This is a genomic window from Streptococcus oralis (genome assembly GCF_022749195.1).
In the GTDB taxonomy this organism is placed as follows: Bacteria; Bacillota; Bacilli; order Lactobacillales; family Streptococcaceae; genus Streptococcus; species Streptococcus oralis_CI.
In genome coordinates this window covers 839,371-854,024 of record NZ_CP094226.1, presented here as the reverse complement: position 1 = coordinate 854,024, position 14,654 = coordinate 839,371, and the positions used below count along the sequence as shown (strand labels likewise).

Annotated in this window: 12 protein-coding genes; 4 read left to right on the top strand and 8 right to left on the bottom strand. The window is 41.6% G+C overall.

Features of this window, described 5'->3' with window-relative positions; translation table 11 throughout:
* The first annotated feature begins 105 nt into the window (after window positions 1-105).
* The 3 genes from MP387_RS04165 to zwf all read left to right on the top strand — a co-directional run bounded on the left by MP387_RS04165 (window position 106) and on the right by zwf (window position 4,648).
* The gene (locus MP387_RS04165; RefSeq protein ID WP_242747893.1) at window positions 106-2,271 is read left to right on the top strand and encodes an ABC transporter substrate-binding protein/permease; all 2,166 of its coding nucleotides are present in this window, start codon (window positions 106-108) and stop codon (window positions 2,269-2,271) included.
* Complete coding sequence (locus MP387_RS04160; protein WP_001096337.1) at window positions 2,271-3,011, top strand: amino acid ABC transporter ATP-binding protein; 741 nt, start codon at window positions 2,271-2,273, stop codon at window positions 3,009-3,011. The genes MP387_RS04165 and MP387_RS04160 overlap by 1 nt, the downstream gene beginning before the upstream one ends.
* Before the next feature lie 149 nt (window positions 3,012-3,160).
* Window positions 3,161-4,648 carry a glucose-6-phosphate dehydrogenase gene (gene zwf / locus MP387_RS04155; RefSeq protein WP_242747891.1) on the top strand — a complete coding sequence of 496 codons (1,488 nt, stop codon included), beginning with the start codon at window positions 3,161-3,163 and terminating at the stop codon, window positions 4,646-4,648.
* A 44-nt stretch (window positions 4,649-4,692) separates the two neighbouring features.
* Here the strand turns inward: zwf and ftsY are convergent, their stop codons facing one another.
* From ftsY to MP387_RS04140, 3 genes are read right to left on the bottom strand one after another with little or no spacing between them, the layout of a single operon-like run.
* Complete coding sequence (gene ftsY / locus MP387_RS04150) at window positions 4,693-6,003, bottom strand: signal recognition particle-docking protein FtsY (RefSeq protein WP_242747889.1); 1,311 nt, start codon at window positions 6,001-6,003, stop codon at window positions 4,693-4,695.
* A gap of 3 nt (window positions 6,004-6,006) precedes the next feature.
* A complete protein-coding gene (locus tag MP387_RS04145) occupies window positions 6,007-6,825 on the bottom strand; it encodes a Cof-type HAD-IIB family hydrolase (RefSeq protein WP_242747887.1) in 819 nt (272 codons plus the stop codon).
* Complete coding sequence (locus MP387_RS04140; RefSeq protein ID WP_242747884.1) at window positions 6,825-7,616, bottom strand: Cof-type HAD-IIB family hydrolase; 792 nt, start codon at window positions 7,614-7,616, stop codon at window positions 6,825-6,827. The genes MP387_RS04145 and MP387_RS04140 overlap by 1 nt, the downstream gene beginning before the upstream one ends.
* Before the next feature lie 205 nt (window positions 7,617-7,821).
* Here MP387_RS04140 and MP387_RS04135 point away from each other — a divergent pair, with 205 nt between their 5' ends.
* The gene (locus tag MP387_RS04135) at window positions 7,822-8,517 is read left to right on the top strand and encodes a VIT1/CCC1 transporter family protein (RefSeq protein ID WP_242747882.1); all 696 of its coding nucleotides are present in this window, start codon (window positions 7,822-7,824) and stop codon (window positions 8,515-8,517) included.
* A 38-nt stretch (window positions 8,518-8,555) separates the two neighbouring features.
* On the opposite strand, the gene MP387_RS04130 is transcribed toward MP387_RS04135, so the two are convergent.
* From MP387_RS04130 to MP387_RS04110, 5 genes are all read right to left on the bottom strand, one after another.
* A complete protein-coding gene (locus tag MP387_RS04130) occupies window positions 8,556-10,544 on the bottom strand; it encodes an ABC transporter permease (RefSeq protein ID WP_242747880.1) in 1,989 nt (662 codons plus the stop codon).
* A 1-nt stretch (window position 10,545) separates the two neighbouring features.
* Entirely contained in the window at window positions 10,546-11,304 is a 759-nt protein-coding gene (locus MP387_RS04125; protein ID WP_000173369.1) for an ABC transporter ATP-binding protein, read from the bottom strand.
* 380 nt (window positions 11,305-11,684) lie between these two features.
* On the bottom strand, window positions 11,685-11,957 hold the full coding sequence (locus tag MP387_RS04120) for a PspC domain-containing protein (protein WP_242747878.1): 273 nt from the start codon (window positions 11,955-11,957) through the stop codon (window positions 11,685-11,687).
* 59 nt (window positions 11,958-12,016) lie between these two features.
* Entirely contained in the window at window positions 12,017-12,460 is a 444-nt protein-coding gene (locus MP387_RS04115) for a SprT family protein (protein ID WP_242747876.1), read from the bottom strand.
* Complete coding sequence (locus MP387_RS04110; RefSeq protein WP_242747874.1) at window positions 12,447-14,576, bottom strand: Tex family protein; 2,130 nt, start codon at window positions 14,574-14,576, stop codon at window positions 12,447-12,449. Before MP387_RS04110 ends, MP387_RS04115 begins: the two co-directional genes overlap by 14 nt.
* Window positions 14,577-14,654 lie beyond the last annotated feature (78 nt).

The following is a 14,654-nucleotide window of genomic DNA, read 5'->3' as shown; positions in this document are numbered from 1 at the left end:
AGAGTGAGTATTCCATGTTACATTTCCTTACATAAAATCCATAAAATTTGCCTTTTTATTCATTTTCTGATATAATGGGAAAATATTCGGAAAAGGAGACTAAAAATGAAGAAAAAAATACTAGCATGTTTGCTCATTTTATTTCCCATTTTCTCACTAGGTATGGCAAAAGCTGATACTGTTAAGATTGTGTCTGATACAGCTTACGCACCTTTTGAGTTTAAAGATTCAGATCAAACCTATAAAGGGATTGATGTTGATATTATCAATAAAGTCGCAGAAATCAAAGGATGGAACATCCAAATGTCTTATCCTGGCTTTGATGCAGCTGTAAATGCAGTGCAATCAGGTCAAGCAGATGCTATTATGGCAGGTATGACAAAAACAAAAGAACGTGAAAATGTCTTTACCATGTCTGATACCTATTATGATACAAAAGTTGTCATTGCTACAACAAAGGCAAATAAAATCACCAAATATGAGGAACTTAGCGGGAAAACAGTTGGAGTTAAGAACGGAACTGCCGCTCAACGTTTCCTCGAAAGTATCAAAGATAAATACGGTTTCTCTATTAAAACCTTTGATACTGGTGATTTGATGAATAATAGTCTAAGCGCTGGTGCTGTAAATGCCATCATGGATGATAAACCTGTTATTGAGTATGCGATTAACCAAGGACAAGATCTCAGCATCAATATGGATGGTGAGGCTGTTGGAAGCTTTGCTTTTGGTGTCAAGAAAGGGAGCAAGTATGAACACTTGGTTACCGAGTTTAACGAAGCCCTAGCCCAAATGAAAAAGGATGGTAGCTTGGAGCAAATCATCCAAAAATGGACAGCTTCTACAACTACGGCAACCCCAACGACAACTACTGCTGCTGGGCAAAAAGCTACTCCAGTGAAAAGCAAGTACATTATTGCCAGTGACTCATCTTTCGCCCCATTCGTCTTTCAAAATTCAAGCAATCAATACACCGGTATTGATATGGACCTCATCAAGGCCATTGCCAAAGATCAAGGTTTTGAAATTGAAATTACCAACCCAGGATTTGACGCAGCCATCAGTGCTGTTCAAGCAGGACAAGCAGATGGTATCATTGCTGGTATGTCTGTAACAGATGCCCGTAAGGAAACCTTCGATTTCTCAGAATCATACTACACAGCAAATACGATTCTCGGTGTGAAAGAATCAAGCACCATTGCTTCTTATGAAGACCTCAAGGATAAAACTGTCGGTGTTAAAAACGGAACTGCCTCTCAAACGTTCCTTACTGAGAATCAAAACAAATACGGCTATAAGATTAAAACCTTTGCAGATGGCGCTTCAATGTATGACAGTCTGAATACTGGATCTATTGATGCTGTGATGGATGATGAGCCTGTTCTCAAATATTCTATCAGTCAAGGGCAAAAATTGAAAACACCAATCGCTGGAACTCCAATCGGTGAAACTGCCTTTGCGGTTAAAAAAGGAACAAATCCTGAATTGATCCAGATGTTCAATAATGGACTTGCTAACCTCAAAGCTAACGGAGAATTCCAAAAGATTCTTGACAAGTATCTAGCTAGCGAAACTTCAACTGACTCTACAAGTACGGTTGACGAAACAACTATCTGGGGCTTGCTTCAAAACAACTACAAACAACTTCTTAGTGGACTTGGAATCACTCTTGCTCTAGCGCTTATTTCATTTGCAATTGCCATTGTAATTGGGATTATCTTTGGTATGTTTAGCGTTAGTCCATACAAATCTCTTCGTCTGATCTCTGAGATTTTCGTTGACGTTATCCGTGGTATTCCCTTGATGATTCTTGCAGCCTTCATCTTCTGGGGTATTCCAAACTTCATCGAGTCCATTACTGGCCAACAAAGTCCAATCAATGATTTTGTAGCTGGTACTATCGCCCTCTCACTCAATGCAGCTGCTTATATCGCTGAAATCGTTCGTGGTGGGATCCAAGCCGTTCCAGTTGGTCAAATGGAAGCCAGCCGCAGTCTAGGTATCTCTTATGGAAAAACCATGCGTAAGATTATCTTGCCACAAGCAACTAAATTGATGTTGCCAAACTTCGTCAACCAATTCGTTATCGCTCTAAAAGATACAACCATTGTATCTGCTATCGGTTTGGTGGAACTTTTCCAAACTGGTAAGATTATCATCGCCCGTAACTACCAAAGTTTCAAGATGTATGCAATCCTTGCTATCTTCTATCTTGTAATTATCACGCTTTTGACTAGACTAGCGAAACGCTTAGAAAAGAGGATTCGTTAATGGCAAAACTAAAAATTGATGTAAATGATTTGCATAAGTATTATGGAAAAAACGAAGTTTTAAAAGGTATTACTACTAAGTTTTATGAAGGAGATGTCGTTTGTATCATCGGTCCTTCTGGTTCTGGTAAATCCACTTTCCTCCGTAGCCTTAACCTTCTCGAGGAGGTAACGAGTGGCCACATCACAGTAAATGGTTATGATCTGACTGAAAAATCAACCAATGTCGACCATGTTCGCGAAAACGTGGGAATGGTCTTCCAACATTTCAACCTCTTCCCTCACATGTCCGTCCTAGAAAATATCACTTTTGCACCTATTGAACACAAACGGATGACCAAAGAAGAAGCTGAAAAATTGGGGATGGAGTTGCTTGAAAAGGTAGGACTAGCAGATAAAGCTAATGCCAACCCAGATAGCCTTTCAGGTGGTCAGAAACAGCGTGTAGCTATCGCTCGTGGACTTGCCATGAATCCTGATATCATGCTCTTTGATGAGCCAACTTCCGCTCTTGACCCTGAAATGGTTGGAGATGTACTGAATGTTATGAAGGAATTGGCGGAACAAGGTATGACCATGATCATCGTAACCCATGAGATGGGATTTGCTCGTCAGGTAGCCAACCGTGTTATCTTTACGGCTGATGGTGAATTCCTGGAAGATGGAACTCCAGATCAAATCTTCGACAACCCGCAACATCCTCGTCTAAAAGAGTTCTTGGATAAGGTCTTAAATGTATAAAACAAAACTGTAAGGTTCTCCTTACAGTTTTTTAATTGCGTATTGGATTTTTTGTTTTTTTTGAAAATTATGATAAAATAAAAACTATGATAATGAGGAAATCTCATCCCTAGTCCAACTAGGAAAAAATATAGAAATTAGGTAGCTAGATGTCATCAAAGGTTATTGTTACAATTTTCGGTGCGAGTGGAGATTTAGCTAAACGCAAACTCTACCCTTCCCTTTTCAGACTCTATAAATCAGGCAATCTCTCTGAGCATTTTGCTGTTATCGGAACAGCTCGTAGACCTTGGAGTAAGGAATATTTTGAATCTGTAGTTGTTGAGTCCATCCTTGATTTGGCAGATAGTACCGAGCAAGCCCAAGAATTTGCTAGCCACTTCTACTATCAAAGCCATGATGTGAATGATACGGAACATTACATTGCTTTGCGTCAATTACAAGCTGAGCTGAACGAAAAATACCAAGCTGAACACAATAAACTCTTCTTCTTGTCCATGGCACCTCAGTTCTTTGGAACCATTGCCAAGCACCTCAAATCTGAAAACATTGTCGATGGTAAAGGTTTTGAGCGCTTGATCGTTGAGAAACCATTTGGTACAGACTACGAAACAGCTAGCAAACTCAATGAAGATCTCCTTGCGGCCTTTGATGAGGAGCAAATCTACCGTATCGACCATTACCTAGGTAAAGAGATGATTCAGAGTATCTTTGCTGTTCGTTTTGCCAACATGATTTTTGAGAATGTTTGGAATCGCGAACACATCGATAATGTTCAGATTACCTTTGCAGAGCGCTTGGGTGTAGAAGAACGTGGTGGCTACTATGATCAATCTGGTGCCCTTCGTGATATGGTGCAAAACCATACACTCCAACTCCTCTCTCTTCTAGCCATGGACAAACCAGCTAGCTTTACAAAGGATGAGATTCGTGCTGAAAAGATAAATGTCTTTAAAAACCTCTATCATCCAACTGAGGAAGAATTGAAAGAACATTTTATCCGTGGTCAATATCGCTCTGGTAAAATCGATGGCATGAAATACATCTCCTATCGAAGCGAGCCAAACGTCGATCCTGAATCTACAACAGAAACCTTTGCATCTGGTGCCTTCTTTGTAGACAGCGATCGCTTCCGTGGTGTTCCCTTCTTCTTCCGTACAGGAAAACGCCTGACGGAAAAAGGAACTCACGTCAATATTGTCTTTAAGCAAATGGACTCTATCTTCGGTGAGCCTTTGGCACCAAATATCTTGACCATCTATATCCAACCAACTGAAGGATTCTCTCTCAGCCTCAATGGTAAACAAGTCGGTGAAGAATTTAACCTAGCACCAAGCTCTCTGGATTACCGTACAGATGCTACTGCTACTGGGGCTTCACCAGATCCATACGAAAAGCTAATCTACGATGTCTTGAATAACAACTCTACCAACTTTAGCCACTGGGATGAGGTAAGTGCTTCGTGGAAATTGATTGACCGTATCGAAGAGCTCTGGGCTGAAAATGGCGCCCCACTTCATGACTATAAAGCCGGAAGTATGGGACCACAAGCTAGCTTTGACTTACTTGAGAAGTATGGAGCCAAATGGACCTGGCAGCCCGATATCGCTTATCGTGAAGATGGCCGTTTAGAATAGCAAAAATATCCTGCAAGATTGACTTGCAGGATATTTATTTTGTATTAAATCAAGCCCTCTAAGAGACCTTTCATAAAGTTTTCAGAGTTGAACTCACCAATATCATCGATTTTCTCACCGAAACCAATCAATTTTACAGGGATATTGAGTTCTTCTCGAATTGCCAGAACAACACCACCGCGAGCAGTTCCGTCAATTTTTGTCAAAACAATTCCAGTCAATGGTGTTATCTTCGAAAATTCCTTAGCTTGTACCAAGGCGTTCTGTCCAGTTGAAGCATCGAGTGCCAGGAAGGTTTCATGAGGTGCTTCTGGAACGACACGCTTGATAATGCGACCAATCTTTTCCAACTCAGCCATAAGGTTGTCCTTGTTTTGCAGACGACCTGCTGTATCAATCATAAGGATATCAATCCCTTCAGCTACAGCGCGTTCCATACCATCAAAGACCACACTTGCTGGATCAGCCTTTTCAGGCCCCGTCACAACAGGAACATCCACACGACGCCCCCATTCAGCTAGCTGGGCAACGGCGCCAGCACGGAAGGTATCTGCCGCAACCAGCATGACTTTCTTTCCAGCTTGTTTGTAGCGATGAGCTAATTTCCCGATAGAAGTTGTTTTCCCAACACCATTAACACCAACAAAGAGCATGACTGTCAAACCATCTTGGAAATGGATTTGTTCATCGTAGTTGCCATCCTTCTCATAGAGTTCAACCAATTTCTCGATAATGACACGACGGAGCGCGTCAGGCTTCTTAGCGTTTTCAAGTTTGGCTTCATAACGTAGTTCTTCTGTTAAGTTTGAAGCGACTTGCACACCGACGTCGCTCATGATGAGCAGTTCTTCCAATTCCTCGAAGAATTCTTCATCGACAGAACGGAAGTTGGCAAAGAAGGCATTCAAACGAGCACCGAATCCCGTACGAGTTTTCTTGAGACTGCGGTCATATTTTTCCTGAACGGTTTCTTCAACTTGAGGAAGTTCTTCTTCTACTACTTCAGAAGCTAGCTCTTCTTCGAATTCTACAGTTTCTTGGTTCTCTTCTTCTAGAATTTCTTCAGGCTCTTGGATTTGCTCCAATTCATCAGCTTCTAGCTCAGGCTCCTCTTGGTCTGTTTTCTCGACTGCTTCTAGTTCAATGGCCTCATCTGTCGAGACCTGAGGAATTTCTTCTTGAGCAGGTGTTTCTTCCACTTTGTCTCTTGCTTTCTCTTCCTGAGCAGTTTCTTCGACTGCCGTTTGGTTTTCTTCAACCTCTTCTGACAAATCAAGATTTTCCAGAGCTTCTTTAACAATATCTTCGATTTTCGGCTCTTCTTTTTTTCCGAATAGACGGTCAAATAATCCCATATTCTACTTCTCCTTTAGCACGTATTCTTCGATAGCCCAGGCAACGGCTTCCTCGTCGTTGGTCATGGGGGTAATGACATTGGCAACCGCCTTAACCGCTGGAACTGCATTTTGCATAGCAACTCCCAGACCTGCCCACTCAATCATAGAAAGATCATTGGCCTCGTCACCACAAGCCATGACTTGACTTTGATCGATTCCTAAGTGTTTAATTAATTTCGATAAACCTGTTGCCTTGTGGACGTTTTTCGGCGACCATTCCAATAAGAGTTCACGCGATTTGAAGATTTCATATTGGTCAAACAATTCTGGAGAAATCTGTTGAATCGCTGCATCCAAAGGTTCTTGGGCAAAGGCAGTCACACATTTATTATACGTCATCTGACTAGATAGATCCTCAAAAGCGACAGGTACGAAAGTCAAGGCTGGGTTGAACTTAGCATAGAGACTTTCTTGGTCTGACTGGATTTGATAGACGGTTCCTTCTGAAATGGCATCTAACGGTAATCCGAGTTTTTCAGTTTCCTCGTACAATCGTGCTACATCGTCGATTGAAAAGACAGTTTTATCGAGAATCTCCCCTGTGTTTTTCTGTACCAGACCACCATTAAAGGTGATGGTGTACTCATCCTCCTGACCGTCAGTCCCTAGCTCATGGAGAAAGAAATCCATAGCCTTCAAAGGACGCCCTGTTGTCAGTACGACCTTGATGCCACGATCACGCGCAGCTTTGAGGACTGCCTTAGTTCGATCTGTCAGCCTTTTATCCGTTGTCAGCAAGGTGCCATCCAAATCAAGTGCAATCAATTTAATATCTGCCATTACAAGCCCTCCATATAAGCCATCACTGACTGGTCCTTGTGGTGGCCAATCACTGCTTCTGCTAATTCTAAAATCTCTGGTCGCGCATTTTCAGGAGCGATTGGGTGCCCTACGACCTGCATCATGTGAAGGTCATTGAGATTATCTCCAAACGCCATGACCTGATCCATGGTTAAACCAAGTTTTTTGGCTAGCTCAACAATAGCCACACCCTTATCAACGTAGTCCAAGACAATATCGATGGATTCAAAACCTGTTGTCATGGCATTGACACCAGGAACATTTTCGTTGACCCAGGTCTCTCCAGCTTCTATCGTATCTTCTGTGAAGTTCGTGGTGAATTTAAAAATCTCATCAGTGATAGCTTCCAGACTCTCTACTTTTTGAATGTTCTCATTGTAGTGACTACTTAACTTTAGATAGGTTTCTTCCACTGTTTCCAATACATAACAAGCTTTTTTCCCTGTCAGAAGCATTTTTCTTTCATCAAAATAGGGTGATTTCTTTAAAGCTTCAAAAGTACTCAAGTAAAAGTCGCGAGACATCGTAGCCTCGTACATATCCTCACCATGAAACTCAACGTAGCTGCCATTTTCAGCTATAAAAATCACTTCGTCACGCACATCCGCAAACAACTTTTTCAGGGACAAGATCCCACGACCCGAAGCCACAGCAAAATAAATCCCCTTTTCCTTGTAGGAAACAAGTACGTTTTTGAGGCGTTCCATATCAAACCGACCCTCTCCATCTAGAAAGGTTCCATCCATATCGGTTGCTACAAGTTTAATCATAAAATCCTTCATACTCCAATTGATAAATCTATCTTCTATTATACCATAGATAAGTTTAAAAAGGTCCAGTACAGTAGGATAGCACTACTTTTTCGGAGAAACTTCAAAGGGCCTAAAAATTAGAATCGTAGAACTTTTTTCAGATAGTTTAAAAAGTTTGTATTCCCCTACCCTTTTCTCTATAATGGAGAGAAAGGAGATGACTATGACTGAAATAAAACATGAAATTGATGCAAACTTTGCAGGCCGACTTAATATCCTACGCGCAGGTGTTCTGGGTGCCAATGATGGGATTATTTCCATTGCTGGAGTGGTTATCGGGGTTGCTAGTGCGACAAGCAATATCTGGATTATCTTTTTATCAGGTTTGGCTGCTATCCTCGCTGGTGCTTTTTCTATGGCAGGGGGAGAGTATGTCTCTGTATCCACTCAAAAAGACACGGAAGAAGCCGCTGTTGCCCGAGAACAATTACTCTTGGATAAAGACATCGAATCTGCAAAACAATCCCTCTATGCTGCTTACTTACAAAATGGTGAGTGTGAAACGTCCGCCCAACTTTTGACCAACAAGGCCTTTTTAAAAAATCCACTCAAAGCCTTGGTTGAGGAAAAATACGGTATCGAGTACGAAGAGTTTACCAATCCTTGGCATGCTGCGATCTCTAGCTTTATCGCCTTTGTACTGGGAAGCCTTCCTCCTATGCTTTCTATCACTATCTTTCCAAGCGATTATCGCATTCCTGCTACTGTTTTTATCGTGGCCCTTTCCCTTCTTGTCACTGGCTATACCAGTGCTAAACTAGGCAAGGCACCTACGAAAACTGCTATGATCCGTAACCTCTGTATCGGACTTCTGACCATGGGAGTAACCTTCCTCTTGGGACAACTCTTTAGCATTTAAGATAAAGAAATACCTCGATAAATATCGAGGTATCTTTTTTACATTTGCACAATCTTGCGATAGCTTCTTGACGTAATCATAAAGATCAAAACATAGATGATAAGGAAGATGGCACAGATGGACAGAGTGACGGTCAACATCATGGTCGCATCTAGCACCCCAATGACTTTTAGGATGAGGCTAAGCATATGATAGGCAAAAGCAAGGTGTAGGAAGGCAAAGAGCAATGGAAGGAAGAAAACAGTTAGGACCTGTTTATTGATGGTTTGCTTGATTTGCTTTTGATCGAGACCGACTTTTTGCAAAATGATAAAGCGTTCACGATCTTCATAGCCTTCAGAGATTTGTTTGTAGTAGATGACAAGAACCGTTCCCACCATAAAGATGATAGAGAGGAAGATACCGATGAAGAAAACTCCACCAAAGAGAGCACTCATCTGCGCACTACTATCAGCCAGATTGCTTCCGTAAACATAGCTTCCTTCTTTGTTTAGTTCTCTATTAAAGTTGTTAACGAATTTTGAATAGTCATCTGCAATTTTAAGCTGCTCTTCCTCACTAGCCGTTACATTCATACCACCATAGTATTGATTAAAGATGGAAGAATTAGGATGCTGGTCAAGAAAGGCTTTCAAGTCAGGAACAACCAAATAGTTATAATCCGAAGTTAGAATATTGTACTGATTTGGGACATGTTCAAGAATAAAATCTTTTTTGATTTCTTCTTTGATCGTGTAGGTCTGGTCATTCAGAGTCAGTTCTTTTTGACCTTGAAGTTGCTTGTTTTGAGCAAACAATCCAACTTCCTTACCTGAAAGTGCAAGTTTCTGTCCTGTCATATTCTCATAGTCTTTTTGGTCAAAGACCATAAAAATAGTTTTCGGTTGAACACGATTTTGACCTTTCTCAAAAATTGTCAATTTCGTACCTTCTTGATTTGCCACACCAAAGTTACTGTATGTAAGGACTTCTTTCTTTGTGACAGTCAATCCTTTTTCACTAGCATACTGGCTCAAGAGTTTTTCGATATCTTCTTTTTCAACATTCTGTCCTGTAATCCCAAAATCATGTGGATTCATGACCTTCTTGAAGTTTTCTGATGCCTTAAAGATACTTGTTGCAGCAGACATAGTCACTAAGACCATGGTTGAGAGAATAGCAATCGTCGCCAGACCAACCGCATTTTTCTTCATACGGAAAATGAGATTGGATACGGAAATCATGTTGTTGGGTTGGTAATAATAACGCTTGTTTTTCTTTAAGATTTGTAAGAAAACTGTAATCCCTGCATTGAAGAGAAGATAAGTTCCCAAAATTACTAACAAAACTGCTACGAAGAAAATCAGAACAGCAGAAAGTGGGTTTTCGACTGTTACTGCTAGATAGTAACCCGCTCCCAAACTAATCAGACCTAGAATGGTTTGGACACCTAAGAAACGTCCTTTTTTCTCACCACTGGCCTTCTCACGAGAGAGCTGAAGGGCATTCATGCGTGCAATACGAAAGGCATTGATAAAAATCAGACCTAGGAAGATAGCTCCAAAGACGATGAGAACTAGGATAAAGACAATTGGTTGGAAAGTCGAAACGAGCTCCACTTTCATCTTCATCAGCTTCAGAAGAAGGGCGAAGATTAGCTTATCAAAGAGAGCTCCTAGACCGAGACCAGCTGTCAAGGTTAAGGAACCAAAAATAAGAAGCTCCTTAAAAACCATACTGATCAAATGGCGCTTTTCGAGACCCAGCATACCATATACACCCAGCTCCTTGGAGCGGTTCTTCATGACAAAACTATTGGCATAAAGTACAATAATTCCAGAAGCGATGGTAACAACCACCATACCGAGGGCAAGCGTCATAGAGATAGTTTCTCCCCCTCGGATCTTGCCAATGTTAGGATTAAGCGACAGTGAGTAAAAGAGATAGGTGATGGTCACTGCTAAGAGAACAGCTAAAGCAAAGGGATAGTAGAGTTTGCGGTTTTTGATCAAGTTGGATACCGCTAACTTATTGGTTAATCGGAACATACTAATTCACCTCGCTTGCCATAACAGTCAAAGTATCAGAGATTTCTTGGAACATCTGACGCTCTGTCTTGTCTCCACGGTAGATTTGGTTGTAAAGAATGCCGTCTTTGATAAAGAGAACGCGCTTGGCCCTGCTGGCTGCTGCCGTTGAGTGAGTTACCATGAGAATGGTTTGGCCACGTTCATTGATTTCATCAAATACATCCAGAAGTGCTGCAGATGACTTGGAGTCAAGGGCTCCTGTTGGCTCATCGGCAAGGAGAATTTCAGGTTCTGTGATGATGGCGCGTGCTACTGCTACCCGTTGCTTTTGACCACCAGAAATCTCATAAGGGTACTTCTCTTGCAATTGGTTTATGCCTAGATTCTCAGCAGTCACCACCAATTTTTTCATCATCTCTGTGATAGGTTTTCGTGATAACACTAACGGAAGTAAGATATTGTCCTTAACAGACAGGGTATCTAGCAAGTTAAAGTCTTGGAAGACAAATCCCAACTTCTCACGACGGAAGCTAGAAGCCTGAGAATTTTTAATGGTTGCTGTGTCTGTTCCATTTAGGTAAACCTGACCACGAGTTGGTTTATCCAGCATAGCTAGGATGTTGAGTAGGGTAGACTTCCCTGAGCCAGACTCTCCCATGATGGCAACGTAGTCACCCTTTTCTACAGTAAAGTGAATGTCTTTGAGGGCCTCTACTTGGTTACCTTGGAAACGTGTTTTGTAGATTTTTTGAACGTGTTTTACATCTAAAAGTGTCATTGTTATCTCCTTCTTAATATCCCATCATTTGAAACTGTGCTTGCATCATAGCGCATCCCAGTTGAACACGCTCGATATCTTTTTGACTTGGTTTTCTTCTTTTCTTTTGTAATATTCTTTTCATGGTTTTGCTCCTTTGTTCTTTATGAGTCTAGTTTATCGCAAAAAAAGATGGCTTGCCATAACCTAACCTTACAAAAGAGACTTTAATCTTACATTTTTGTAAGATTGAGGAATATCAAGCAATTTCGCTATCAATATTTTACCATAAAAGAAAGGCAAGAAGAAAACCCTTGTGGATACAAGGGTTAAGGTTCACTTCTTTTTCTGACCTCTTTGAGAAATAAGGAAAGTATCTATAAACTATTTCAAAATCCAACTCACCAAAACCGTCCATCATTGTCATCAATGGCTTCGGCTTCCTTGCGTTTGCGTGGTCCTGTTCCGTACATTTCTGCTTCAATCTCTTCCTTAGTTGGCAGGATAGAGGCGAGGATGATGTAGATAATCACGCCAATCCCAAAATTTGATATGGTAAAAATGGCGAAGAGAAAGCGAACTAAGGTGACATCAAAATTCCACTTGTCTGATAGGCCAGCTAAAACTCCCGATACCATACTATTTCGTTTCACTTTATAAAATTTATTATTCATGATTTGTTCCTCTTTCGGTATTCTTACAAGTAGTATAGCATGAAACGGGGACAAAAACATCAGTCCTTAGGCCGATTTATGATGACGAGTTTGCCACGGCAGACGCCACAGCGATAGCGTTTTGTATCAATCCTACGCTTGCGCTGATAAGTCTGCTGGCAGGATTGGCACTGATAGACCAGGAAATTACTTTGGTCTTTCAAAGGGGGAACATAGCGCAGTCCATCCACTTCTTTCAAAAGTTCCTTGAAATCTCGGTCCTTATGTCGATAACCCTTTTTCTGAAAATAAAGGTGGTAGTGACAGAGTTCATGACGCACGATTTTCCGAAAAACCTCCAAACCAAGTTCATTATAGACCTTGGGATTAAAATCCAAATGCCCATCTTTAGGGAAAAATCGCCCACCTGTCGTTCGCAGACGAGAATTCCACCGGGCTTGGTGTATAAAAGGTCTACCAAAGTCTTCGAGTGAAACAGACTGAACGTACTCAGTCAGTTTCATCTGGAGCTAAGAGCGACAGATTAACTTTTTCACGTTCAGTATCGATTTTTTTAACCCAAACCGTTACCAAATCTCCGACTGACACCACTTGGCTGGGATGTTTGATAAATTTACGACTCATGTGGGAAATATGGATCAAGCCATCCTCGTGAATCCCGATATCAACGAATGCACCGAAGTCAACGACATTACGCACCACACCTTCTAGCTTCTGGCCGACTTTTAAGTCTTTGATATCCAAGACATCTTGGCGAAGCACAGGAGCATCAAAGGAGTCCCGGAAATCTCGACCAGGTTTGAGAAGGTCAGCAATGATATCTTTAAGGGTTTCTGGGCCAAGATTCAGTTCCTGTGCCATCTCCTTAACTGAAAGGGACTTAAGCTTACTTTGTGCCTCTTCATTCAAGTCTTTGATATCCAAGCGTTTGAAGAGCTCCTTGACGGCAGCATAGTTCTCTGGATGAACTCCTGTATTATCAAGAATATTGCTACTTTCCGGGATACGGAGGAAACCAGCAGCTTGCTCAAAGGCTTTAGCTCCCAGGCGAGGAACTTTCTTAATTTGAGCGCGTGAAGTAATTTTTCCTTCTTCCTCACGGTATTTGACGATATTTTCAGAAATGGTTTTATTGAGTCCAGCTACATGGGAAAGAAGTGCTGGGCTGGCTGTATTGACATTGACACCGACTTGGTTAACCACGGTATCCACGACAAAGTCCAGACTTTCAGACAGTTTCTTCTGACTGACATCGTGCTGGTATTGACCAACACCGATTGACTTGGGATCAATTTTGACCAATTCAGCGAGGGGATCTTGCAAACGTCGAGCGATAGAGATAGCAGAGCGTTTTTCAACAGTTAATTCTGGAAACTCCTGACGAGCAAGTTCGCTGGCAGAGTATACAGAAGCGCCACTTTCATTGACGATAACATAGCTGACCTCAGGAAAATCTTTCAGAACTTCCGCCACAAAGGCTTCGCTTTCCCGGCTGGCCGTTCCATTTCCGATAGCAATAATTTCGACACTATACTGACCAATCAAGTCTGCCAAGTCTCGCTTGGCTTCTTCGATCTGACGAGCTGATGCTGGTTTGACAGGATAAATGACCTGAGTCGTCAGCATTTTCCCTGTCGTATCAACGACAGCAAGCTTGGCACCTGTACGAAAAGCAGGGTCAAATCCTAAAATCACGCGCCCTTTCAGCGGAGCAACCAAGAGGAGATTGCGCAGGTTGTCAGAAAAGAGTTGGATAGCTCCTTCTTCTGCCTTCTCAGTTAATTCTGTCCGAATGCGTCGTTCGATAGCAGGCAAGACCTTTTTCTTAACTGACTGTTGAACCACTTCATCTATGTAGGCATTTTTCACCTTGAATCGGGCAGCAAAGAAAGATAAGATACGGTCCGTCGCATGTTCAAAGCCAACCTTCAAAATACCTAGTTTTTCCCCACGATTGAGGGCCAAGGTACGATAGCCCTGCATATTGCCAACTGTCTCTGAAAAATCATAATAAATCTGAAAAACTTGTTTTTCATCAAGACTTTCATCCTTGACTTGTGAAGTGATTTTAGAGTGTCTCAACACTTCCTGATAGGTCAGTGAACGCAAATTGACATCTTCCGATAAGGCTTCGACCAAAATATCAACCGCACCAGCCAAGGCTTCTTGACCAGTCGCAAATCCTTCACAAACAAACTTCTCACCTTCTTTCTCTAAGCCATCTACGTTTTGCAAAATCAATCGAGCAAGAGGAAAGAGTCCAGCTTCACGGGCAATGGTTGCCTTGGTTCGACGTTTTTCCTTATAAGGAAGATAGAGTTCTTCAACGTCTGCTAATTTTTCAGCTGCCAAAATAGCTTCTTCCAATTCCTTGGTTAGTTTGCCTTGTTCTTGAATCTTAGCCAAGACAGCTTCCTTACGATCATTGAGATTTGTCAGAGTTTTATCCAGGTCAATAATGGCCTTAATCGCCACCTCATCCAGACTACCAGTCATATCCTTTCGATAACGCGCGATGAAGGGAATTGTCGCCCCTTCTGCCGTCAGACTTAGAACAGTATCGATTTGCTTTAAGGTTACACCCAAATCTTGGGAGATTTTTTCATATTTTTTATCCATAAACCTATTATACCATAAGGAACAGCTCTTGTTTTGCCTTACCTGTTTTTGCATCTTTGATTATCAAAATAATCCCTT